This is a genomic window from Amycolatopsis sp. NPDC052450, from assembly GCF_044547565.1.
GTDB lineage: Bacteria > Actinomycetota > Actinomycetes > Mycobacteriales > Pseudonocardiaceae > Amycolatopsis.
Genome location: NZ_JBIUAQ010000009.1, coordinates 235,170 through 256,686, shown reverse-complemented (window position 1 = coordinate 256,686; position 21,517 = coordinate 235,170). Strand labels below are relative to the sequence as shown.

At 68.6% G+C, this 21,517-nt stretch carries 21 protein-coding genes; 11 read left to right on the top strand and 10 right to left on the bottom strand.

Annotated elements, in window-relative coordinates:
* Positions 1-111 precede the first annotated feature (111 nt).
* Positions 112-801, top strand: a complete 690-nt coding sequence (locus ACIHAO_RS18270; RefSeq protein WP_396559203.1) for a VCBS repeat-containing protein — start codon at positions 112-114, stop codon at positions 799-801.
* 61 nt (positions 802-862) lie between these two features.
* On the opposite strand, the gene ACIHAO_RS18265 is transcribed toward ACIHAO_RS18270, so the two are convergent.
* The 3 genes from ACIHAO_RS18265 to ACIHAO_RS18255 all read right to left on the bottom strand — a co-directional run bounded on the left by ACIHAO_RS18265 (position 863) and on the right by ACIHAO_RS18255 (position 2,809).
* Positions 863-1,159, bottom strand: coding sequence for a DUF1540 domain-containing protein (locus ACIHAO_RS18265; protein WP_037310991.1), 297 nt, complete (start codon positions 1,157-1,159; stop codon positions 863-865).
* Positions 1,160-1,257: 98 nt separating this feature from the next.
* Entirely contained in the window at positions 1,258-2,154 is an 897-nt protein-coding gene (locus tag ACIHAO_RS18260) for a PDR/VanB family oxidoreductase (RefSeq protein ID WP_396559201.1), read from the bottom strand.
* 13 nt (positions 2,155-2,167) lie between these two features.
* On the bottom strand, positions 2,168-2,809 hold the full coding sequence (locus tag ACIHAO_RS18255) for an MSMEG_1061 family FMN-dependent PPOX-type flavoprotein (RefSeq protein ID WP_396559199.1): 642 nt from the start codon (positions 2,807-2,809) through the stop codon (positions 2,168-2,170).
* 67 nt (positions 2,810-2,876) lie between these two features.
* On the opposite strand from ACIHAO_RS18255, the gene ACIHAO_RS18250 reads away from it, so the two are divergent.
* Positions 2,877-3,494, top strand: coding sequence for a TetR/AcrR family transcriptional regulator (locus ACIHAO_RS18250; protein ID WP_396559197.1), 618 nt, complete (start codon positions 2,877-2,879; stop codon positions 3,492-3,494).
* A 123-nt stretch (positions 3,495-3,617) separates the two neighbouring features.
* Positions 3,618-3,776 carry a hypothetical protein gene (locus ACIHAO_RS18245; RefSeq protein ID WP_396559195.1) on the top strand — a complete coding sequence of 53 codons (159 nt, stop codon included), beginning with the start codon at positions 3,618-3,620 and terminating at the stop codon, positions 3,774-3,776.
* A gap of 1 nt (position 3,777) precedes the next feature.
* Here ACIHAO_RS18245 and ACIHAO_RS18240 read toward each other — a convergent pair whose 3' ends face one another.
* Positions 3,778-4,593 (bottom strand): oxidoreductase, encoded by an 816-nt coding sequence (locus tag ACIHAO_RS18240; RefSeq protein WP_396559193.1) that lies wholly within the window; start codon positions 4,591-4,593, stop codon positions 3,778-3,780.
* A 143-nt stretch (positions 4,594-4,736) separates the two neighbouring features.
* Between ACIHAO_RS18240 and ACIHAO_RS18235 the strand changes: the two genes are divergently transcribed.
* Complete coding sequence (locus ACIHAO_RS18235) at positions 4,737-5,411, top strand: helix-turn-helix domain-containing protein (RefSeq protein WP_396559191.1); 675 nt, start codon at positions 4,737-4,739, stop codon at positions 5,409-5,411.
* 60 nt (positions 5,412-5,471) lie between these two features.
* Here ACIHAO_RS18235 and ACIHAO_RS18230 read toward each other — a convergent pair whose 3' ends face one another.
* Entirely contained in the window at positions 5,472-6,290 is an 819-nt protein-coding gene (locus ACIHAO_RS18230) for a peptidoglycan-binding protein (protein ID WP_396559189.1), read from the bottom strand.
* A gap of 255 nt (positions 6,291-6,545) precedes the next feature.
* Here ACIHAO_RS18230 and ACIHAO_RS18225 point away from each other — a divergent pair, with 255 nt between their 5' ends.
* The 3 genes from ACIHAO_RS18225 to ACIHAO_RS18215 all read left to right on the top strand — a co-directional run bounded on the left by ACIHAO_RS18225 (position 6,546) and on the right by ACIHAO_RS18215 (position 11,275).
* Positions 6,546-7,307 (top strand): NBR1-Ig-like domain-containing protein, encoded by a 762-nt coding sequence (locus tag ACIHAO_RS18225; protein WP_396559187.1) that lies wholly within the window; start codon positions 6,546-6,548, stop codon positions 7,305-7,307.
* A 201-nt stretch (positions 7,308-7,508) separates the two neighbouring features.
* A complete protein-coding gene (locus ACIHAO_RS18220; RefSeq protein WP_396559185.1) occupies positions 7,509-8,078 on the top strand; it encodes a YbhB/YbcL family Raf kinase inhibitor-like protein in 570 nt (189 codons plus the stop codon).
* A gap of 32 nt (positions 8,079-8,110) precedes the next feature.
* Entirely contained in the window at positions 8,111-11,275 is a 3,165-nt protein-coding gene (locus ACIHAO_RS18215) for a BTAD domain-containing putative transcriptional regulator (protein WP_396559183.1), read from the top strand.
* On the opposite strand, the gene ACIHAO_RS18210 is transcribed toward ACIHAO_RS18215, so the two are convergent.
* Both ACIHAO_RS18210 and ACIHAO_RS18205 read right to left on the bottom strand, forming a co-directional pair.
* The gene (locus ACIHAO_RS18210; RefSeq protein WP_396559272.1) at positions 11,259-11,981 is read right to left on the bottom strand and encodes an ABC transporter permease; all 723 of its coding nucleotides are present in this window, start codon (positions 11,979-11,981) and stop codon (positions 11,259-11,261) included. The two genes, ACIHAO_RS18215 and ACIHAO_RS18210, sit on opposite strands and share 17 nt — an antisense overlap.
* 17 nt (positions 11,982-11,998) lie before the next feature.
* Positions 11,999-12,931, bottom strand: coding sequence for an ATP-binding cassette domain-containing protein (locus tag ACIHAO_RS18205; RefSeq protein ID WP_396559181.1), 933 nt, complete (start codon positions 12,929-12,931; stop codon positions 11,999-12,001).
* A 133-nt stretch (positions 12,932-13,064) separates the two neighbouring features.
* Between ACIHAO_RS18205 and ACIHAO_RS18200 the strand changes: the two genes are divergently transcribed.
* On the top strand, positions 13,065-14,282 hold the full coding sequence (locus tag ACIHAO_RS18200) for a cytochrome P450 (protein ID WP_396559180.1): 1,218 nt from the start codon (positions 13,065-13,067) through the stop codon (positions 14,280-14,282).
* Here ACIHAO_RS18200 and ACIHAO_RS18195 read toward each other — a convergent pair.
* The 3 genes from ACIHAO_RS18195 to ACIHAO_RS18185 form a co-directional block, all read right to left on the bottom strand.
* A complete protein-coding gene (locus tag ACIHAO_RS18195) occupies positions 14,266-14,466 on the bottom strand; it encodes an EamA family transporter (protein WP_396559179.1) in 201 nt (66 codons plus the stop codon). The genes ACIHAO_RS18200 and ACIHAO_RS18195 overlap by 17 nt on opposite strands.
* A gap of 685 nt (positions 14,467-15,151) precedes the next feature.
* Entirely contained in the window at positions 15,152-17,683 is a 2,532-nt protein-coding gene (locus tag ACIHAO_RS18190; RefSeq protein ID WP_396559177.1) for a phosphocholine-specific phospholipase C, read from the bottom strand.
* Positions 17,684-18,096: 413 nt separating this feature from the next.
* A complete protein-coding gene (locus ACIHAO_RS18185; protein WP_396559175.1) occupies positions 18,097-18,510 on the bottom strand; it encodes a hypothetical protein in 414 nt (137 codons plus the stop codon).
* Between the two features lie 201 nt (positions 18,511-18,711).
* Between ACIHAO_RS18185 and ACIHAO_RS18180 the strand changes: the two genes are divergently transcribed.
* Genes ACIHAO_RS18180 through ACIHAO_RS18170 form a run of 3 tightly spaced genes read left to right on the top strand, consistent with a single transcriptional unit; the run spans position 18,712 to position 21,517 of the window.
* Positions 18,712-19,425 (top strand): Crp/Fnr family transcriptional regulator, encoded by a 714-nt coding sequence (locus ACIHAO_RS18180; RefSeq protein ID WP_396559173.1) that lies wholly within the window; start codon positions 18,712-18,714, stop codon positions 19,423-19,425.
* 59 nt (positions 19,426-19,484) lie between these two features.
* Entirely contained in the window at positions 19,485-19,700 is a 216-nt protein-coding gene (locus ACIHAO_RS18175) for a hypothetical protein (RefSeq protein ID WP_396559171.1), read from the top strand.
* On the top strand, positions 19,700-21,517 hold the full coding sequence (locus tag ACIHAO_RS18170; RefSeq protein ID WP_396559169.1) for an aKG-HExxH-type peptide beta-hydroxylase: 1,818 nt from the start codon (positions 19,700-19,702) through the stop codon (positions 21,515-21,517). The genes ACIHAO_RS18175 and ACIHAO_RS18170 overlap by 1 nt, the downstream gene beginning before the upstream one ends.

Here is a 21,517-nt window from a genome sequence, read left to right as displayed (position 1 = left end):
CCTTTGTGTGGCCCATCACACTCTCACTGCACGTCCCTGATCCGCGACCGTCTCCCTTGATGAGAGCACTTTCGGTGAAGAGTTCACCGGAAGCGTCGGAGGGAGAGCATCATGAACCACAGCGGCATCATCCGCACCGCCACCATCACCGGCGTCGCCGCGGCGCTGAGCCTCGCCGCCGTCGTCCCCGCGCTGGCCGGCCCGCAGAGCAGTCCGCCGGCCGCGCGGTCCACCGACCCGGTCAGCACGGTCGCCGATCTCGACGGCGACGGCGAGATCGAGACCGTCACCGCCCAGCTCACCGGCGAGAACGACCAAGTCATTTCCGCCACCGTGCACGGTACCTTCACCTCGATCCACCTCGGCGCCGACAGCTCCGTCCCGCTCGAGGCCCCGCGCGTCACCGACCTCAACGGTGACGGCCGCGCCGAACTGATCGTCACCCAGTCCGTCGGCGCCAACACCACCTTCTTCACCGCCCTGCACTACGACGGCCGCAACCTCCGCCAGGTCGTCGGCAACGACAGCAAGCCGCTGTCGGTCGCCGAAGGCGGCGGCGTCGCCGCCCACCTGGGTTACCAGTGCACCCCGCTCGAAGGTGGCGGCCGCACTTTCGAGACCGTCGCCGCCGAAGCCGACGACCTCGGCGCCGACCCGCTCACCTACTCGGGCACGCGCACCGTCTACACCCTCCGCGACGGCGCGCTGACCACCCAGAAGACCATTCCGATCACCGCCCGTCCGGTGACCGACCCTCTCCTCGGCACCGACGCCGCCAGCTGCGCCCAGACCGGAAGCTGATCGCGCGTGAAGGCCCCTTCCCTCTGCTGAGCCGAGGGGAGGGGCCTTCACGCGCAAGTGGCTATGGGGCGTAGGTCAGGCAGTTGGCGGCGTGATCACCCTCGCCAGGTCCCACCCGGACACTCGATGCGGTGCATTCCAGCGCGGAATTGTGACGGCAGTCGGTCCGGGAGCAGGCACCCACCTGGGCGGTCACTCGATCGAGTCCGCCTTTGGTGTTGAGCGGGACGAACGTTCCGCAATCGGCCGATCCGTTGCCGCCGCCGACCGTGATGGCGAAAGCGTGACAGCCGTCGTGGTTGTACGAGCAGCCACTGACCGTGCATTCGTGGACAGCGGGCATTTCGGTGGTGGTCATAACGACTCCTGTATTTCGTGGTGGTGGTGTCGTTCGGTATGACCAGGGTTACACCGCCCCGTTCACCCGGCAATTCGGGGAAATTCCTTCACGTCCGGTCAGAGGTCGACCTCGAGCCGCGAAGACGCGCGGGAGACACAGCAGTACATGCGTCCCGGTGGCGCGCCGATGTCGTCGCGGTGTTCCGGTTCACCACCGACGACGGCGATCTCGCAACTGCCGCAAACCCCTTCGCGGCAGCCGGACCGGATCGGGTACCCCGCGTGGCGCAAAGCGTCCAACATGGACTCTTCGGCCGCGACCGGGACCGTCCGTCCTGATCGGACACAGTGCACCTCGAACGGTGCGTCGGGCGCGAAGTCCTTGACCACCGGCCGGAAACGCTCCAGGTGCAGCCGCTGCGCGGGAAACGCCGCTTCGGCCGCGTCGAGCATCGAGGCGGGGCCGCAGCAGTAGACCAGTGCTCGCGGACCGAGCCCGGCCGCCGTCGCGGCGAAATCGGGCCTGCCGCGCTCGGCGGTGAAGTGGAGACTCACCCGATCGCCGTACGTGGCCTTGAGTTCGGCGGCGAACGGCATGGTGGCCGCAGACCTGCCCACGTACACCAGCCTGGCCGAAGGACCCGCCGCCGCCAGCATCGGCAGCATCGGCGTGATGCCGATCCCGCCGGCGATGAACAGGTACTCCGGCGCGGGCAGCAACGGGAAGTTGTTGCGCGGCAACGAAACGTCGAGCGTGCGACCCTCGCGCAGGAACAGGTGGATGTACTCCGAGCCGCCCCGGCTCAGCCGGTCGTATCGGACGGCGACCCGGTAGCCACCGAGATCGGCAGGGTCGCCGCACAGCGAGTACTGCCGGGTCAGCCAGTTCGGCAGCGCCAGATCGACGTGCGCGCCCGGCTCCCAGGGCGCCAGCGGTCCCTCGGCGCCACGCAGGACGAGCGAGACGGTGCCCTCGGCGACCGGTTCCACCCGGTCGAGAACGGTCCGTTGCATCAACGAAATCACCTCAGTACAACTGCCGATAGGCGGTTTCGAGCATGTTCTCCAGTACCGCCGGATCGACGTCGAGCCCCATCTGCTCGGCGGCCATCTCGCCTGCCGACGGCAACTCGTCCGCCAGTGCCTGGCTCGCGGGATCCCAGAGCCGGGACCGGACCAGCGCGCGGCCGCAGTGGAAGAAGGTCTCCACGACCTCGACGATGATCGCCAGTTCCGCCGGTTTGCCTTCGGTGCGCATCCTGGCGAGGACGTCCGGTTCGTCGGTGGGATAGGCGCGACCGTTGACCCGGAACACCTCCCGCACGCCGGGGACCACGAACATCAACCCGATCCCGTCGTTCTCGGCGAGATTGCGGAACGAGTCGGCGATCTTGTTGCCCGGCCGGTCGGGGATCGCCAGGGTGCGCTCGTCGAGCACCTTCACGAAACCCGGGTAGTCGCCGCGCGGTGAGCAGTCGGGCAGGCCCGTCGCGTCGGCCGTCGCCATCGCCACGAACGGGGAATGGGCGATGAACCGGCGGCCGTGCCGGTCGACGCGGTCGTGGACCTTGGCCTTGATCATGGCCTCGGGTTCACCGAGCCGGGCGCGCACCTCCTCGGGCGAAAGCCGCCGCGGACGCGTCTCGTTCACGAGATCACTGCTGGTCATGGCACAATTATGAGCAATTACTCAGTCTGCTCGCTACTCGCTTTCACGCCGCTTCACCGGGAGTGCCATGACGTCGGAGGAACGACGGATCCAGCCACGTAAACGGCCGCGCCAGGTGCGGGCGGAGCTGACCAGGCAGCGCATCCTCACCGCCGCTGCTCACATTTTCGCCGAGTACGGGTACGCCGCGGGGACCACGAACCGGATCGCCGAACGGGCCCGGATCTCGATCGGCTCGCTGTACCAGTACTACCCGAACAAGGACGCGATCCTGGCCGAGTTGCTGACCCGCCACCTCGACGGTGACCGGGCCACCGAGACGCTCCGCCGGTACAAGCGGTCGCCGGAGCCGCTCGAGACCATCGTCCGGGAGTTCGTGCGCACGGTGATCGACAACCATCTCGACGATCCGCGGCTGCTGCAGATCATGCTGGAGCAGGCGCCCCGCTCCGGCGAACTGCTGGAGCGGGTCACCCGGCTCGAGTGGGAGATGATCGGTGACCTGCGGGAACTCCTCGACGGTCACCCCGAGGTCCGCGTCCAGGACAAGGACACGGCGGCAAGGCTCGTTGCGTCCACCGTGGAACTGACCGTGCACCAGCTCATCGCCGCGCCCGGTTCCATCGACGTCACCCGGCTCGAGAACGAGCTCGTCGCGATGATCACCGGCTATCTCCGCGCCTGATTTTTCCGGGGTTGACCAGGCGAAGAGCGGGTATTCACCGGTGTGAGCCGAGTAAGGGACAGGATGCGTGGCTTCGCCGCCCGTTGGAGGCGGAAAGGGGGCAGTCTCGCCCTGATCTGGACGTTGATCACCCTGGGCCTGGTCACGATGCTGTGGGTGTCGGGTTTCCGCGCGTGGCCGGTGTACCTGACGGCGGCGCCGGGGGCCGTCGTTTCGGTGCTGCTGTGGATCGGCGTCGCCCGCACCCGCCGCCGCAGGATCGTCCAGAAGCCGAGCGGTTGAGCTACTTCGTCGCGCGCATGGCCAGCTGGTCGAACTCGCGATCCGGCAGGGTCCTGTTGAGCTCGAGGAGTTTCTCGGCGAGGTGGCCGACCGCGTAGCGCGTTTCCGGCTTGTCGGCCTCGATCGCGCGGCGGATGGCATCGACGACGACTGAGGGGTCCGAGCCGTCACTGAGCCCGGTTTCGCCGTGGCGTGCCATGGCTTCCGCCATCTCCCGGTACGCCCCGCCGCCCGAATTCTCGCGGAGCTGCGCGGCCGTCTGGTCCTCGAACTCGGTCTTGATGATGCCCGGCTGGATGATCACGACGTCGATGCCGAAGGGCTCGACCTCCATGCGAAGCGTGTCGGAGAAGGCTTCCAGCGCGTGCTTCGACGCGTAGTACCAGGCCCCGAACGGCAAGGCGATCTCGCCGCCGATCGACGAGACGTTGACGATCGTGCCGGACCGCTGGGCCCGCATGGCGGGCAGAACGAGCTGGACCAACCTCGCGGGCGCGAGGAGGTTGACTTCGAGCTGATCGCGCGCGCTGTCGAGCGGCACGTCCTCGATGGCACCGTGCAGAACGGTGCCGGCGTTGTTGACCAGGACGTCGATCCGTTGCTGCTCCTCGAGAACGGTGTCGACCGCGCGGCGGAGATCGTCCTCGTTCCTGGCGTCCATCTTCAGCGGACGCCCGCCCGCCGCGCGGAGGTCGTCCATTTTCTCCACGCGCCTCGCGGCGCCGTAAACGCTGTGCCCGGCGCGCAGGAGCTCCAGCGCGGTGGCGTGGCCGATCCCTGACGAAGCGCCGGTGACCAGGCATACCTTGGCCGTCATCCCGTGTCCCCTCTCTTCACTCTCGACGAAACATTAGGACCGCTTTTCCAGCTCCCGCAACACGAGTTCACGGTTTATCCAGGTGGCAGGCCTACAATCGATGCAATGACCATGGAGCTGAATGCACCAGGAGCGGAGGACGGGTGCCGGGAAACCGCCTGACCCACGACGAGCGCGGGCAGATCGCCTCCGGGCTGGCCGCGGGCCTCACCTACGCCGAAATCGCCCGGCGGCTGGAACGCCCCAAATCGACGGTGATCCGCGAGGTGGCGCGCAACGGCGGCGCCCACGGCTATCGGGCCGGCCAAGCGCACCAGGCGACGCGATGGCGGGCACGCCGCCGCAAACCCGGCCCGCCGCCCGTCACCACGCGGACCCCGGAAACGCTGGGGGACTTCGAAACCGAGTTCGCCGAGATGATGGCCGCGACCGGCGTCCCGGCGATGATGGCCAGGGTGCTGGCCTGCCTGTTCACCGCGGACACCGGCGGCAGTACCGCCGCCGAACTGGTCGCCCGGCTGGAGGTCAGCCCCGCGTCGGTGTCCAAGGCCGTCGGCTGGCTCGGACAACGCGGCCTGATCGGCCGCGAACGCGAAGGCAGACGGCAGCGGTACGTCATCGAAGACGACTTCGGCTATCGCGCCTGGCAGGCCAGCCTCGAAGCGATGACCCAATGGGCGGAGGTCACCCGCCGCGGCGCCGGATTGATCGACGGTCCGGCGGGCGCGCGGCTGGACGCCACCAGCCGGTTCTTCCGGCAGCTGCACAGGGACATGAGCGAGGCGGCCGAACACTGGCGGCGGACGAGCCCGCGGTGACGTGCCGGACGCGGCAGGGCGGGCGGCCGAAGCCGCCCGCCCTGTCCGGAACGCGGTGGGTCAGCCGCGCTTGAACTCTTCCCAGGTCACCTTCTTCACCTTGGGACCGTCGTCCTTGGCGTGGCTCGCCAGACCGTTGAGCCCCTTGAAGTAGTCACCGGCCTGCGCCTGCGCCTGCGGCGACATGTCGGTGTCGCTGATCGCGATACCGTGGATGTGCTCCGCCCAGTTGCCCTGGCCGGGAGTGCGGTGCCACGCGGCGAAGCCGACCTCGCGCAGTGCCTTCACCGCGGCGGTCTTGTTCGAGATGTTGTTCACCGAGATGTCGACGGCGCCCCCGCCGTCGTGCGTGCCACCCGAGGCACCGACGCCGCCGGCGTTGTACGAGCCCTGGGTGATGGTGAACTTGACCCCGGCCTTCTTCTCCGCGGCCGCGATCATGTCGGCGGTGCGCTTGTTCACCGTCTTGCCGTCGAGGCTGGTCTTCGAACCGACGCTGATCGGCGCGGTCACGGTGTAGCGGCCCTTGCCCAGTTCGGTCAGCGAGCCCTTGCCCGGCAGCCCGCTGGCGGCGAGGCCGCTGTGCCCCAGCGACTTCTGGTACTTCTGGTACGCGGTCACCGTCGACGTGCCGAAGTGACCGTCGACCTGCTTCTTGTCGAGAAGGTTCTTCGCGGCCAGCGCCTGCTCGACCGCCTTCACGCTCTCACCGGAACCCGGCGTGATCGACTGGTCGGCCTTGTACGGATCCCACATGGCCGCCTTGACCACGGCCTCCATGTTCACCGACGGCGCGGCCACCGCGGGCTGTGCCGCCGTCATCCCCAGCGCGGCTCCGGACAGAGCGGCGAACATCGCGGCGGTTGCCACCTTGCGCATGACTGCTCCTTCACTCGTCGTGCTGCTCCCTGTGAGCGGCTTGTGATCGACACTGGCCCCGGAGCGGTGTCAGCCGGAACCGCCTGTACGGAACGTCTGACGTCAAAAGCGCAGGTTGACAGCGTTTGACAGGGCCGTGGCCAGGCCGATACCGCTGGTCAGCGCGGCGATCCGGACACTCTTCGCGATATAGTCACCTGGCCGCGCAGAGTGACGAAAATCGTTGTCACATCAGACACGATCGCGAGGGGAAGCGTGCCGGAACCGCGAACAGACGAACGGGCACCGGAGCTGGAAGCGTTCATGGCCGAGCTGCGGAAGCTGCGGACGCGGGCCGGGGAGCCGTCGTTCCGGAAGATGGCCGCGAAGTCCGGCGCGGTGTCGCACGCGACCCTGCACCTCACCGTCACCGGCAAACGGCTCCAGCCGTGGGAGACGGTCCGGGAATTCGTCCGCGCCTGCGACGGTGACGAACAGGAGTGGCACGCCAGATGGCAGGGTGTCCAGCTCGTGCTCGCCACCGACCGTGAACCGGACGCCGCTCCGCGATGGCGGTCCAAGCGTGTCCTGATACCGCTCGCCCTCGTCCTCGTCGCCGCGGTCACCGCCGTCGTGGTCATCCTGCTGCCCGGCGGGCAGGACGAAGCCGGACCGCCGCATCCCGGCGACTCGAGCAAGTTCATCGCCGACGTCACCATCCCCGACGACACCGTCGTCAAACCGGGCACCCAGTTCGTGAAGGTGTGGGAGCTCCAGAACACCGGCACGGTGGAGTGGCGGAAGCGGTACCTGCGCCGCACCGACCTCCCGGTCGCGCCCGGCACCTGCCGCACCCCGGACCGGATCCCGGTCAACGACACCGCCCCGCAGGGCCGCGTGCAGGTGACGGTCACCGTGAGCACCCCGCCGACCGCCCCCGCCGACTGCAAGATCTTCTGGAAGATGGTCGACGAACAGGACCGGGAACTCTTCCCCGCCAACAAGCCGATCTACTTCTCCGTACTCGTCCGCTCCTGACCCGGCCCCCGCGTGATCGCCGCCCAATCACGCGAGATCGCCTTCCAATCACGTGAGTTACGCCTTCAAGCACGCGAAACCCGAGTACCGGCACCCGGCGAAAACACCTCGATCGGCCGGGAAAGTGCGCTAGCCGCGGGTTTCCCGGCTGCCTACGCTGAATCGGGCGCACGGGAACCACCAACGCCTCGGGAGTCTCCGATGAGAGCAACGAGAATCGTGTTCTGCGCCCTGTTCGCCGTCGGCGCCACCGTCCTCTCGCCGTCGGCATCGACGGCACAGAACGCGTTCACCCTGTCCAGTACCGCGTTCGCCGACGGCGGTCTCATGCCCAAGGTCCACGAGTGCACCAGCGGCGGCGGGCAGGATCCGGCCAAGAAGAACGAGTCGCCGCCGTTGGCCTGGTCGGGTGCTCCCGCCGCGGCCAAGAGCCACGCGATCGTCATGCGCGACCTCGACAACGCCAACCTCATCCACTGGGTCATCTACGACATCCCGGCGAGCACGGCTTCGCTCCCCCAGAACGTCCAGCACGTCTACCGCCCGCCGGTTCCGGCGGGCTCCAGGCAGGTCTACTACCGCGGGAGCGCGAGCCTCTACGGCTATCAGGGGCCGTGTTCGCCCTCCACCGTGAACACCTACGAGTTCGTCGTGCACGCCCTCGACCGGGCTTCGCTCACCGGCCTGAACTCCAGCTCGTCGACGCAGACCGCCGCCAGGGCGATCACCGCGGCCTCGATCGGATCGGCGAGGATCACCGGCGAGTCGTAAGTCCCCTGGTCACCCGTGGCAAAATCGGCGCAATGCGGATCGGGATGCTGGGCCCCTTCGAGGTACGCACGGACGACGGCGGCCTCGCCGACGTGCCGGGCGCCCGGCTGCGCGGGTTGCTGATCGCCCTCGCGCTCGAACCGGGGCGGGTGGTTCCGAAAGCGACGCTCGTCGACTGGATCTGGGGTGAACAGCCGCCCGCCGACGCGACGAACGCGTTGCAGCGCTTGGTTTCCCGGCTGCGGAAGGTGCTGCCGGAAGGGGTCGTCGACGGCCAGACGGACGGCTACCGGCTGAAGGTGACGCCCGACGACGTCGACGCCGTGCGGTTCGAGCGTCTCGTCGAGAGCGCCCGCGGCGACGAAGAGCCGAAGCGGCTGCGCGAGGCGCTCGACCTGTGGCGCGGCGCGGCCATGCAAGACGTCGGCCTGCAGGAAAGCGGCGCTTTCGACGCCGCGGTCACCCGGCTCGAAGGGCTTCGCCTGACGGCGCTGGAGGATCGGTTCGACGCGGAACTCGACCTCGGCCACGGCGCGAAACTGGTCACCGAGCTGACGGATCTGGTGGCCGCGCATCCGCTGCGTGAGCGGCTCGTCGCCGCGCTCATGCGGGCTCTCGCGGCGACGGGCCGCGACACCGAGGCCTTGCTCGTGTACCAGCGCACCCGGGAAGCCTTGGCCGACGCGCTGGGCGTCGATCCCTCGCCCGAGCTGTCCGCGGTGCATGTCGCACTCCTGCGGGGTGAGCTGGGACGCCGGGAGGAGAACCGCAAGACCAACGTGCGCGCCGAGCTGACCAGTTTCGTCGGCAAGGACACCGATGTCGCCAAGGTCCGCGAACTCGTCGCCGAGCACCGGCTCACCACGCTGATCGGGCCCGGTGGTTCGGGAAAGACCCGGCTGGCCACGGAAACCGCGCGTACCCTGCTCGGTGACCTGCCGGACGGGGCATGGCTGGTGGAACTCGCGGCCATCGACGCAGACGGGGACAAGGGGGGCGGGCCCGAAGGGCAGGGGGGTGGGAACAACATCGCTCAGGCGACGCTCGCCGCACTCGGTCTTCGCGACGCGCTGCTCGGTGACTCGACGAGCGCCGAACCCGTCGAACGGATCGTCGCCGCGATCCGGGAACGCGAAGTCCTGCTGATCCTCGACAACTGCGAGCACGTGATCGAGGCGGCCGCGGCCTTCGCCCATCGAGTTCTCGGGGAATGCCGCCGTCTGCGGATACTGGCGACGAGCCGGGAGCCGCTCGGGATCACCGGTGAGACGTTGTGGCATGTCGTGCCGCTGGCCGTACCGGACCGGCACGCGGGCCCCGGCGAGATCGAATCCTCCCCCGCCGTCCAATTGCTGCGGGACAGGGCGAGCGCCGTACGCAAGGATTTCGTGGCCGACAAAGCCACTTTGGCCACGATGGCGCGGGTTTGCCGGGTGCTGGACGGGATGCCGCTGGCGATCGAACTGGCCGCGGCCAGGCTGCGCACCATGTCCGTCGACCAGCTCGCGAACCGGCTCGACGACCGGTTCCGCCTGCTGACCGGCGGCAGCCGGACCGCGCTGCCCCGGCATCGGACGTTGCGTGCCATGGTCGACTGGAGCTGGGAGCTGCTGAGCGACGCCGAACGGACCGTCCTGTGCCGTCTTTCGGTGTTCTCGGGCGGGGCGAGCCTGGAGGCGGCCGAACAGGTCTGTGTCAGCGAGGCCGTCGAGCAGTACGAGGTCCTGGAGTTGCTCACCGCGCTGACCGAAAAGTCGCTGCTGGTCGCGGCGGGTGACGAAGCGCCGCGCTACCGGATGCTCGGCACGATCAAGGAGTACGCCGCGCAACGGCTCGCCGAGGCCAGCGAAACGGTGGTGGCACGCCACGCGCATCTGGCCTGTTTCACCGAGCTCGCCGAGGCCGCGGAGCCGATGCTCCGCCGCGCCGAACAGCTCGAATGGCTGGCCAAACTCAATGCCGAGCACGACAACATCATTTCCGCGATGCGCGGTGCGCTCGCCGCGGGCGAGGCACCGGAGGCGATGCGGCTCGCTGCGGCCTGTGGCTGGTACTGGTGGCTCAGCGGGCACCGCGCGGAAGGCATGGAACTGGTCAGCGCGGCCGTCAGGACGCCCGGCGAGGTGTCCGACGACGTCGCGGCCGTGGTCTACGGGCTCGTTTCGCTGTTCGTCAGTTCCGGCTTCGCCGACGAAAACACCGCGGCGAAGTGGATCCACGAGTCGTATCGGCTGAGCAGGCACAGCGAGTCGAAGCATCCGCTGCTCGGGCTCGTCGTCCCGCTGGAACGCATGCTGGCCGGGGACGAAGCGCTGTCCGCGTGGGAACCGGTGCTGGAGGACGAAAACGCGTGGGTCCGCGCGCTGGGCAGGCTGCACCTCGGCAAGATGCGGGTCACCCTCGGCCGTCCCGGCCGGGAGGCGGACGAGTATCTCGAGCGGGCGCTCGGTGAGTTCCGCGCGCTCGGCGAACGGTTCGGCATCTCGTTCGCCCTGACCGAATTGGCGGATCGCATCGCCACTCGCGGCGAGTTCGCCACCGCTTGCGAGTACTACGAAGAGGCGGTCACGGTCGTGACCGAGGTCGGTTCGGTCGAGGACCTCATCCGGCTGCGGTCGCGGCAGGCGCAGCTGTACTGGCTGATGGGCGACGAGGATGCCTGCGCGGCCGCCATGGCCGAAGCGCAGCGGTACTCGGAACAGGTCACGTGGCCGGGGGCATTGGGCATGATGGCCCTTTCAGAGGCGGAACTCGCCCACTGGCGCGGCGAATCCGAGGAAGCGGCGAAGCAACTCACCTTCGCGACGACCGTGATGGGCGACGAGGCGGGCCTGGGACACGTTCGCGCCATCAGCCACGACCTTCAGGGCTACTTCGCGGACGATCTCGAGAAATCCCGGGCGCATCGGGAAGCGGCCTGGCAGGCGGCGGCCGAGGTGCGGCACGTGCCCCTGATCGCCCACATGCTCGTCGGCGTCGCGGATCTGGCCCTGCGCCAGGACGATCCCGCACAGGCCGCGCGGCTGCTCGGGGCGGCCGACGAACTGCGCGGGCTGCCGGATCGGTCCCGTCCGGACGTGACCCGGATCGAGCGGACAGTGCTGCGCCGCCTCGGCGAAGCGAAATTCGCGGAGGCGGCGCAGGAGGGCACCAAGGCGGACTGGAAGCAACTGGTCGAGGTCACGCTCGCTTCTTGAACGTCGAGGACGCCCACAGGTAGCCGGCGAGCGCGATCCCGGCGCACCAGCCGAGAGCGAGATACACGTCGCCCGCGGCCGGTGCCCCGTTGAGAAGGCCGCGCAGGGTCTCGATGATCGGCGTGAACGGCTGGTACTCCGCGAACTCCCGGAGCCCGGGGCCCATCTTCTCGGCGGGAACGATCGCGCTGCTGAAGAACGGCAGCATGACCAGCGGCACCGAGGCCATCCCCGCGGTCTCCGGGGATTTCGCCGCCAGGCCCAGCGCGACGGTGAGCCAGGCCGCCGCGAAACCGAGCAGCACGACGATCCCGACCACGCCCAGCCAGTCGAGGAATCCCGCCGCCGGGGAGAAGCCGAGCAGGAAGGCCACGCCGGTGAGCGCCGCGATGGCGATCAGGTTGGTCAGCACGCTGGCGACGACATGCCCGTTCAGCACCGCGCCGCGGGAGACGTCCATGACCTTGAACCGGTTGATGATGCCCTTGGTCATGTCGGAGTTCACCGCCGTCGCGGTCGCGCCGAGCCCGTAGCAGACGGCCAGCAGCATCAATCCCGGTGTCGCGTAGTCGATGTAGTCGACGCCGACGCTGAACGCGTCACCGAACACGTACACGAACATCAGCATCATCACGACCGGCATCAGGATCGCGTTGAACACCGAGGTCGGATTCCTGACGAGGTGCTTGAAGTTACGGCGCAACATCACCGTCGAGGGGGATTTCACTGCACTGCCTCCGTGTTGTGGCCCGTCAGGGCGAGGAAAACGTCATCGAGATCAGGGGTGTGGACGGAGAACTCTTCGGCGCTGACCGCGTACTCGTCGAGCCGGTCCAGCAGCGAGCGCAGGGATTTCGTCCCGCCGTCGCTGGGGACTCGCAGCGCGAGCGCCTCGTCGTCCCGGGTGGCCCCGGGGAAGATCCGCGCCGCCGCGTCGAGTTCGGCGACGGTGGTGAACCGGAGCCGGACGTGCGTGCCGGGCATCTGCCGCTTGAGTTCGTCGGGAGTGCCGTCGACGACCAGGCGGCCCTGGTCGAGGACCGCGATCCGGTCGGCGAGCTGATCGGCTTCCTCGAGGTACTGGGTGGTGAGGAAGACGGTCACGCCGCCCGCCACCAGCTCGCGGATGATGGACCACATCGTGCGACGGCTGCGCGGGTCCAGTCCCGTGGTGGGCTCGTCGAGGAAGATGATCCGCGGATCGCCGACGAGCGTCATCGCCAGATCCAGTTTCCGGCGCATGCCGCCGGAGTAGGTCGACGCCGGTTTCCGTGCCGATTCCACCAGGTCGAAGCGTTCCAGCAGGTCGGTGACGACCCGCTTGCCGGCGGTGCCCCTGCTCAGGTCCACCATCAGCTGGAGGTTCTCCTGGCCCGTGAGCAGTTCGTCCACCGCGGCGAACTGGCCGGTGACGCCGATCGCCGCGCGCACCGCCTTGGCTTCGGTGACGATGTCGTGGCCGGCGACCTTCGCCGTCCCGCCGTCGGCCTTCATCAAGGTGGTCAGCAGGTTCACCGTCGTCGTCTTGCCCGCCCCGTTCGGCCCGAGCAGGGAGAAAATGGTGCCGGAGGGGACCTCGAGGTCTATACCTTCGAGCACGACCTTGTCGCCGAAGGTCTTCCGCAGTCCGGAGACCGCGATCGCTGTGTCGTTCATGGTCACCACTTTGGGCGGCCGCGCTGACACGCCCCCGCCACGCCGCTGACACGGGTGGTGTCAGTGCCGTGTCAGCCCGATGTCAGGCCGCGCGGTGAGAGTGGTCGTCACAACCACCACGAAAGGCGAAGCGATGACTCAGACGGTTCCCATCCCGCAGGGCCTCCCGATGGACCGCGACGCGGGCCCCTTCGACCCGCCCAGCGAGATCACCCGGCTGCGCGAGGCCCGCCCGGTGAGTCCCATGGTCTTCCCCGACGGCCACGAAGGCTGGCTCGTCACCGGCTACGACGAGGCCCGGCAGCTGATGGCCGACACCCGGTTCAGCTCCCGCCAGGACATCGGCATCCTCCACGCGCCGTACGAGACCCCGGGGATGCCCACCCCGACCGAGCCCTCCCCGCCGATGCCGGGCATGTTCATCGCCATGGACCCGCCGGACCACGGCCGGTTGCGCAAGCGGCTCACCGGCGCCTTCACCGTCAAACGGATGAAGCAGCTCGAAGACCACATCGCCGAGATCACCGAACGGCAGCTGGACGCGATGGCCGCGCTGGTCCCGCCGGTCGATCTGGTCAAGGAGTTCGCGTTGCCGGTGCCGTCACTGGTGATCTGCGAACTGCTCGGCGTCCCGTACGAAGACCGGGAGAGCTTCCAGGCCGACTCCGCCCAGCTCATGGTCAGGGACCAGACGCTGGAGGAGAAGATGGCCGCGTTCATCGGGATGAACACCTTCCTCACCGAACTGGTCACCCGCAAACGCGAGACGCCCGGCGACGACATCCTGTCCGACCTCGGCCGCCACGAAGACCTCACCATCGAGGAGCTCGCGGGAGCCGCTTTCCTGCTGCTGCTCGCGGGCCACGAGACCACCGCGAACATGCTGTCGCTGGGCACTTTCGCGCTGCTGGAACACCCCGAACAGCTGGCCGAACTGCGTGCCGACGCGGAGCTGCTGCCCGGCGCCGTGGAAGAAATGCTGCGCTACCTGTCCGTCGCCGACATCTTCTTCCGCTACGCCACGGAAGACCTGGAACTCGGCGGCGAAACGATCCGCGCGGGGTCGACCGTCATCATCTCGCTGCTGGCCGCCAACCGTGATCCGCGGCGGTTCGACAACCCCGACGCCCTGGACCTGCGCCGCAACGCCCGCGGCCTGTTGTCCTTCGGGCACGGCATCCACCAGTGCCTCGGCCAGCAGCTGGCGCGGATCGAGATGAAGGCGGGTTTCGAGGGATTGCTGCGCCGCTTCCCGACGCTCGCGCTCGCCGTCCCCGCCGACGAGGTCAAGCTCAAGACCGACATGAACATCTACGGCGTCCACGAATTGCCGGTCACCTGGGAGACCTGAGTGTTCGGCTCAGCGTCAACGCGGTGAGGGCGATGGCGAAACCGGTGAGCTGCCAGCCGGTGAGGGTCCGGCCGAGCACCAGGAAACCGGCGGCCGTGGCGACGAGGGGGTTGGCCAGCGTCAGCAGGGAAACCGACGCCGGGGCGAGGCGGTCGATGCCGCGGAACCACAGCGGATAGGCCACCGAAGGGCCACGACCAGCACGTTGTCGAAGGGCACGATCGACCTCCCCGGTCTTGTATCAAACGCACGATACAAGACCGCGCACCCTCGCGCCTGGCGGTCGTTCCGTGAAGGACCCCTTCACGGACTCGGGAGACGCGTGATCCCGCACGTCACACACGTGACTGGACGCCGAACTCGCGTGATCAGAGGCGGGGCCACGTGATTGGAGGCGGAACTCGCGTGATTGGGCGGCGAACTCGCCTGCGAGCGGGTACCGCCGTGTGATGTCCGTCTGGACACGCGTGTCGCGCCCCTGATCACGCGAGTTCCGCCCCTGATCACACGAAAGGGCGAGCCAAGGTGGCGCAGCCCTGGACACCGGCACGGCTTCAGTGTCCACAAGGGACACCGTCAGGCGATCGAGTGTCCGATTGATGCCCCCAATGTGGCATTGGGGACGGTCAGCGTCCCCAATGCCACATTGGGGGCATGCCCGGCGTCCCGATTCCCGCACACACCGCCAGGAGCGACCAGCCTCCCCCAAGCCCTCAACCAGGTGTCGCCCGAAACGCCACTCACGACCCCATCGCGAACTGTGCAAGTCACCCAAATCGAGCACATTCGTCTCGTAATGTGTCCCTTGTGGACAGCCAAGAGCCGGGCGAGGCCCCCGTCAAGTCCACCGCTTAGCGGCGGAGCACCCTTCACGTCCAGCCGAGCGGGGTGACTTCCGCCGCCGACGTCCACGGGCCGCGACCGCCGGCTTCGGTGAGGGCGCGGAACCGCACATAGCGGGCCCGGGCCGGCCAGAGCCGAAGCGTCTTCCGGGCCGCGTCGTCGGGGAAAGTGCCGGTGGCGACAGGACTTCCCCACCCCGAACCGTCCGTGCTCAGGTAGACCTCGTAGCCGCCGACACGGCCGTGGTCCGAACCGTCCTGGCGCGGCAAGTACGCCAGGCCTGTGACGGTGCGGGTGGCGCCCAGGTCGAGGTGCAGTTCGTGCGGCAGCGGGTCTTCCCCGCCGGACCATTTGGTGTGCCAATGGGTGGCGGGATCACCGTCGACGGCGTTCGTGGCGGCACCGGATTCGCCCACGGTCTCCTGGCTGTCGGCCGAGCGGACGGTGGCGGCGAGCGGCCCGGAACCCATGACCGGGTCGCTGATGGTTTCGGCGCCGGTCTCGGCATGGCCCGCGAAGCGGCGAAGGAAGCCATCCGGCCCCTGAACGGTCAGGTCGTACCAACCACTCATGCCGCCTTCGGTGCTGAACCAGTCCTCGACCGTCGCCCCGGAAGCGACCGAGTACGTCCACGGTCCGCCTCCCCGGTTGCCGGCGCGCACAGTGAGCTCGCACGCGGCGCCCGCGTTCGTCATCTTCAGGTACACGACACCGGAACCCTGTCGCAGCACGACTTCCGGATTCGGTTTGCCGCCGGTGGTCGCGGTGATCCGGTTGCCCGCGAACCGCCGGACGAAACCGTTGGGGCCGTGCGCGGTGAGGTCGTACGCGCCGTCCGGGGAACCCACCTGCCAATAGTCCGAGAGCGTCGCGTTCGCGGCGACGGTGTAGCGCCACGGCCCGTCGGTCCGGTGTGCGTTGGCGTACACGTAGAAATGCGCGCCCGCCGCCCCGGTGCTGGCGAAGTCGATCCAGAACCGTTCGGCCGTCACTCGCCCCGAGGCCGTGAGCTGGTAGGGCAACGGCCTCGCCGGGCGGACGCCGGTCTCCGACACGGGAAGTTTCTGCACGGAAGGCGGTTGCGGCTGGGTGTTCCACGGCCCGCTCGTCGGCACCGGCCTGGTCAGCGCCGGATAGGTCGCGCTCGGAGCGGTGGTGTCCAGCGCCGACGTCAGATCGCCGCAGACGGTGCGCCGCCACGGCGAGATGTTCGGTTCGGCGACGCCACACCACCGTTCCAGGAACCGCAGCACCGAGGTGTGGTCGAAGACCTCCGAGCACACCTTCCCGCCGCGGCTCCACGGCGAGATGACGAACATCGGCACCCGGACGCCCAGCCCGATCGGCTCACCGGAGACGAATTCGTCGGTCGTGGCGACGGAACTCTTGCCCTCCGCGTCGGAGGCGGGCGGCGCGGGCGGCGGCATGTGGTCGAAGAAGCCGCCGTCTTCGTCGTAGGTCAGCAGGAACAGCGTCTTGTTCCACACCTCGGGTTTGGAGGCGATCGTGTCCAGGATCGACTTGACCAGATCGGCCCCGGTGTTGGGCCCCCACGCAGGATGTTCGGTCTGCGATTCCGGCGCGACGATCCACGACACCGACGGCAGCCTGCCCGCGTCGACATCGGCTTTGAAGGCACTCGGCAACTGCTTCGGCGCGACCCGGGCCAGCCCGCGGTCGTACAGGGCACGCTCGGACGCGGTCAGGGTCGCGACGCCGGCGGCCAGCCCGTCGAGCAGCCGGGTCCGTTCGGCGGCCGAAGCCGAATCCAGTGCGTAGTAGAAGTACTCCAGCTTCGGGAAGGCTTTTCCGGCGGAGTCCTTCACCTTCGACAGCGCCTTGGTACCGACGGCCAGGAAGCTGCTGAAATAGTCGAGCGAGTTGTCGCCGTAGTTGTCCCATTCCTGATACACCCGCCAGCTGCGGCCCGCGGCCTGGAGACGTTCGGCGTAGGTCTTCCAGGTGTAGCCGGTGTGCCCGGGGTTCTGCCAGGCGTTGTTGCCGATGGCGCGGGTGGTGCCGTCCGGCTCGAAGCCGAGTTTGCCGGTGAACAGGTACATCCGGTTCGGGTTGGTGGGCCCCATTTCGGAGCAGTGGTAGGCGTCGCAGACGGTGAAGGCGTCGGCCAGCTCGTGATAGAACCGCAATGCCGAACGCGTGTGATAGGTCAGCGAGCGAACGCCCTTGGCCGCGCGCCACGCGTCGTGCCTGCCGTTGTTCCACGCCCGGTGCCCGCCGGACCAGCTGTGGTCGACGTCGGCCATGAACTGGTCGTCGATCGCGTACGGCAGCAAGGTGCCCGCGCCGTCGGGCTGCTGGAACACCGAAGCACCCGAAGGCAGCTTGATCGCGGCCGGATCATTGAAGCCCCGCACGCCGCGCAGCGTCCCCAGATAGTGGTCGAACGACCGGTTCTCCTGCATGAACACCACGACGTGCTCGATGACGTCGAGCCCGCCCGTCGGTGCTTCGGCGGCGAGCGCCTCTCGGACGCTCGCCGGGAGCAACGTGAAGGCGGATGCCGCACCAGCGGCCTTCAGCAGGGTACGACGGCGCACGGAGCCCTCCAGGAATTGCGTTGAACCCGCCCGAAGGTGCTCGAAACTGCACCTTTGCTGCGACTATCGAGCAGATAGAAGCATAGGTGCCGGACGGGTTCAAGGGTTCCACCCCGGGGCTGCATGATCGGAGCAACAGGACGCGACTTTCGGATGATGACCGGCCCCATCCGTGAAGGCCCCCTTCCTACCCTCAAGGTAGGCAAGGAGGCCTTCACGGACCCACCACCCGACTCGGCGCCTTTGCCCTATCCCTCAATAGAGCGACCGCCGGCTGACCAAACCTGGCGCTCGCCTCGCAAGGCGCCCGCATCGGGCAGGACCTGAACCTCCCTTTCGCGAATGACCCGTGGCGGGGGCCGCCCCCCTCGAACGGCCCCCACCCGGTTCACCCGGCCGGAACCGGCCGGACGTCATCTCGTGTCGTCGCCCGGCCACCGGGACAAGGTCACCAGCGAAAGCACCATGACGACCGGCCAGATCACGGCCACCAGCGGGGCGCCCCCGAAAGTGATCGCCGTGACCGAAACCGCGGTCGCGATGAGCCCGCCGACGGGCGACAGGTAACAAAACCCCAACGGGCCCAGGAAAAGAGCCCACAACAACGCCGCCTTCACCGATTTGGCCGTCGGACGGGGAACCGGGTACCGCCCCGGCCCGAGAACCTCGTGATCGGCGCCCTGATACCACCCGCCGGACATCAGTGGCGGGTGCGGCGCGAAGAAGGCCGGTCTTCGGCCGAACGCCTTGGGCGTCCGCGGATTCTCCTCGGCCGGCAGGTGACGGTGATCCTTCGGCCGTCCCATGACACTTTCGGCACTGCGCATGATGCCCCTCCCCCGTCGCCGGCCCGAGGCCTGGTGAAGTCACCTCTTGCCTGGCACAATTACCGGTTGCGGTTCGAAACTTCCGGGTCTTTCTGCCCACTGACCATGCTGGCGAATCGGGGGAGCGGCTGATGCGTCAAATGGAACACAGCGCGAAAGAACACTGCGCGAGTCCGACTTCCGGGGGACCGGAGAGCCACGATGACCGGTTCCGCCGCGGATGAGCACGGGGGGCTCGGAACCTGGCGACGGCTGACCCCGGCGGAGCAGTCCGCCCTCCGGCGCGCGGGCCACCTGAAAGTGTGGCGGCCGGGCCAGATCCTCGCCCTCCAGGGCAGTCCGCCCACCAGCATGTTCGTCGTCCTGCACGGCTGGGTGAAGATCAGCGCCACCAACTATCGCGGCGAGGACGCCCCGCTCGCCGCCCGCGGACCCGCGGAAATCGTGGGCGAACTGGCCCCGATCAGCGGACTTCCCCGGTCCGCCACGATGTCGGCGATAGACGAGGTGCACACGCTCGTCGTGCCGAGAGAGAAATTCCTCGGCGTGCTGCGCGCGCAGCCGCGGATCGCGGAGGAAATGTTCCGCAACGCGGCGATGAGGCTGCAGCAGTCCGACAGGCTGCGTCTCGAATCCGGCGGACCGGACTTCCCGCAACGCCTCGCCGCGGTCCTCCTGGAACTGGCGCTGCAGCACTCAGCCGACTGGACGGACGGGAAGCAGGTCGATCTTCGCTTCAACCAAGGGGAATTGGCGGGCTTCGCGCGAGTCTCGCGCAGCACCCTGATCCGGGGGCTCGAAGAACTCCGGCGGCTGGGGGTGGTGCACACCGCCCGCCAGCGCGTCACCATCACCCGTCCTCGCGCACTACGGGAATTGGCCGCCGGACGGCCACCACCTGCGGATGGGGCCTGAGCGAACCCGAAATCTCGGCTATCCTTGTCGAGGTTCAACTCTCGCAACCGTTTCACGGGGTGGAGGGAATCGGCACGATGAGTTCTTTCTCGGCAAGCACCGAACCGGACATCGAATCGGCGTTGATCGATCTCGACGCGGTCTCGTTCACCGCGTTACGAGAGTTGGACGGTGAAGCCTTCCGGCGATCAGCGCGCCATGTCGTCGAACGCACCACTCTCGTCCGCGCACGCTACAGAAGCGCCGGTAGTGCGGGTGGCGAGCGGATCGACTGATGCCGCCATCGGCAGGGTCCCGCCCCGCGTTCCACCGTCTGCCGTGGCGAGACTTCGACGCACTTTCGCGCCTCGACGGTGACGAGGACATGGCTCGGCGCCTGCGCCGAGCGGAGCGGAGCAGGCGCAAACTGCTGATTCACGCGCTGCTGACCGAGGCCACGAAGACACCTGGCCATTCCGGTCCCTTACCGTCGTTGGATTCCGCATGGGAACTCCTCGCCCGTGCCGAAGCACGAGCACCCCGTGCGGTGAACCGGATGCTCACCAATCCGTACACCGGCAGCTGGGCGGGTTATACGACTCGTCTGCTGCGCAACGGAATCGACGGCGTCGGTCCTTTGTGGATGCACCTGGGACACGCACACGCGATCGCCGCGGCCGCGGCGATCCGGGCGGAACTCGACTTCGAAACCGTCATTCCCGCCTGGCACGGCGACGCCATGCTCCCTTCACTCGGGATGGCCAGGTTTCCCGGCGAGGGGACGTTCACTTCGGCTGTCGTGCGCGGCGTGAACGGCCGGTACTCCGTGTCGAGCGCCGACGCGACGGTGCACTTGCCGGACCTGCCCGAGGCCGATGCCGCCGGCTGGTGGGGCATCCGGCGGGTACGGAGTCAGGTCGGCGCGCACCGGTTCTCGTTACGGCTGGACGACCTCGATCCCTATCGCGGGCTCTACGAACCGATCCCGCCGGAACGGCTGCCGGGCAAGGACTTGGCCGATTGGCAACGGCTGATCGACGAAGCCTGCCGTCTGGTCGCCACCCATCTGCCCGGTTTGGCCCGCGTCATGCCGGTGGGATTGGTGTCGCTGGTTCCGAAACCCCAGGTGCTCTTCCGGAATCCGAGCGCGTCGACCGGGGAAGCGTTCGGCAGTGCGGTCCTCGGACTGCCGACCGACGGCGCGTCCCTCGCCGAAACGCTGATCCACGAATTCCAGCACATTGTGCTCGGCGGCCTGTTGCACCTCGTCGAGCTGTACGAGCCCGACCCTCGGGAGCGGATCTACGTGGCCTGGCGTGATGATCCGCGCCCGTTGAGCGGTGCGCTGCAAGGGGTCTACGCCTTTTTCGGGGTCGCGGCCTTCTGGCGCGCGCTGGCTCGTGCCGGGCAGAACCCGCGGCGCTCCGAATTCGAGTTCGCGTACTGGCGTGCGCAGACCTGGTGCACCCTGCGGGTGCTGCGCGCGGACGCGACCCTGACCGCCGCCGGCCGCCGTTTCCTCGACAACATCGCCGAATGCCTCGGGCCCTGGCAGGACGAGCCCGTATCGGCGGAAGCGAGCGAGCTCGCCGCCGCCGTCCGCGGCGATCACGTCGCGGGCTGGCGCGCCCGTCACCTCCGTCCGGCTCCCGCCGTGGTCGCCGAAGTGGCGGCCGCGTGGCTCAGCGGGAGACCGAGGCCTCCCGCCACCTTGGACGCGGCCGACCTTCCCCCGACGCCGGTGCCGGACGGTGGCTGGTCTCCCGCCAGAACGGATCTGATCCGGCTCGCCGTCGGCGGCACGGCGCTGTCGCCGGACGGACGGGCACCGACGGTGCCCGGTGCCACCGCCGCGGATTTCGCTTACGCCGCCGGCGATTTCCTCGGAGCCGCCCAGTCCTACCGTCGGGAACTCGCCGCGGATCCGGACCGGCCGAACTCGTTGGTCGGGCTGGGCCTCGCGCTCTCCGCCCGAGGCCCGCATCCCGCCGCCCGCGCCTTGCTGCACCGTCCCGAACTCGTCCGCGCGGTCCATCGGCGCCTGCGATCCGGTCCCCGGCCACCGGCCGTGGAACAGCTCGCCTCCTGGATCGGGCAACTCGTACCGGACTGA

Bases quoted from the DNA above. Each gene is read 5' to 3' on its own strand.
- ACIHAO_RS18270 (WP_396559203.1), top strand. From the start codon at position 112: ATGAACCACAGCGGCATCATCCGCACCGCCACCATCACCGGCGTCGCC.
- ACIHAO_RS18265 (WP_037310991.1), bottom strand. From the start codon at position 1,159: ATGACCACCACCGAAATGCCCGCTGTCCACGAATGCACGGTCAGTGGC.
- ACIHAO_RS18260 (WP_396559201.1), bottom strand. From the start codon at position 2,154: ATGCAACGGACCGTTCTCGACCGGGTGGAACCGGTCGCCGAGGGCACC.
- ACIHAO_RS18255 (WP_396559199.1), bottom strand. From the start codon at position 2,809: ATGACCAGCAGTGATCTCGTGAACGAGACGCGTCCGCGGCGGCTTTCG.
- ACIHAO_RS18250 (WP_396559197.1), top strand. From the start codon at position 2,877: ATGACGTCGGAGGAACGACGGATCCAGCCACGTAAACGGCCGCGCCAG.
- ACIHAO_RS18240 (WP_396559193.1), bottom strand. From the start codon at position 4,593: ATGACGGCCAAGGTATGCCTGGTCACCGGCGCTTCGTCAGGGATCGGC.
- ACIHAO_RS18230 (WP_396559189.1), bottom strand. From the start codon at position 6,290: ATGCGCAAGGTGGCAACCGCCGCGATGTTCGCCGCTCTGTCCGGAGCC.
- ACIHAO_RS18220 (WP_396559185.1), top strand. From the start codon at position 7,509: ATGAGAGCAACGAGAATCGTGTTCTGCGCCCTGTTCGCCGTCGGCGCC.
- ACIHAO_RS18215 (WP_396559183.1), top strand. From the start codon at position 8,111: ATGCGGATCGGGATGCTGGGCCCCTTCGAGGTACGCACGGACGACGGC.
- ACIHAO_RS18210 (WP_396559272.1), bottom strand. From the start codon at position 11,981: ATGTTGCGCCGTAACTTCAAGCACCTCGTCAGGAATCCGACCTCGGTG.
- ACIHAO_RS18205 (WP_396559181.1), bottom strand. From the start codon at position 12,931: ATGAACGACACAGCGATCGCGGTCTCCGGACTGCGGAAGACCTTCGGC.
- ACIHAO_RS18200 (WP_396559180.1), top strand. From the start codon at position 13,065: ATGACTCAGACGGTTCCCATCCCGCAGGGCCTCCCGATGGACCGCGAC.
- ACIHAO_RS18185 (WP_396559175.1), bottom strand. From the start codon at position 18,510: ATGCGCAGTGCCGAAAGTGTCATGGGACGGCCGAAGGATCACCGTCAC.
- ACIHAO_RS18180 (WP_396559173.1), top strand. From the start codon at position 18,712: ATGACCGGTTCCGCCGCGGATGAGCACGGGGGGCTCGGAACCTGGCGA.
- ACIHAO_RS18170 (WP_396559169.1), top strand. From the start codon at position 19,700: ATGCCGCCATCGGCAGGGTCCCGCCCCGCGTTCCACCGTCTGCCGTGG.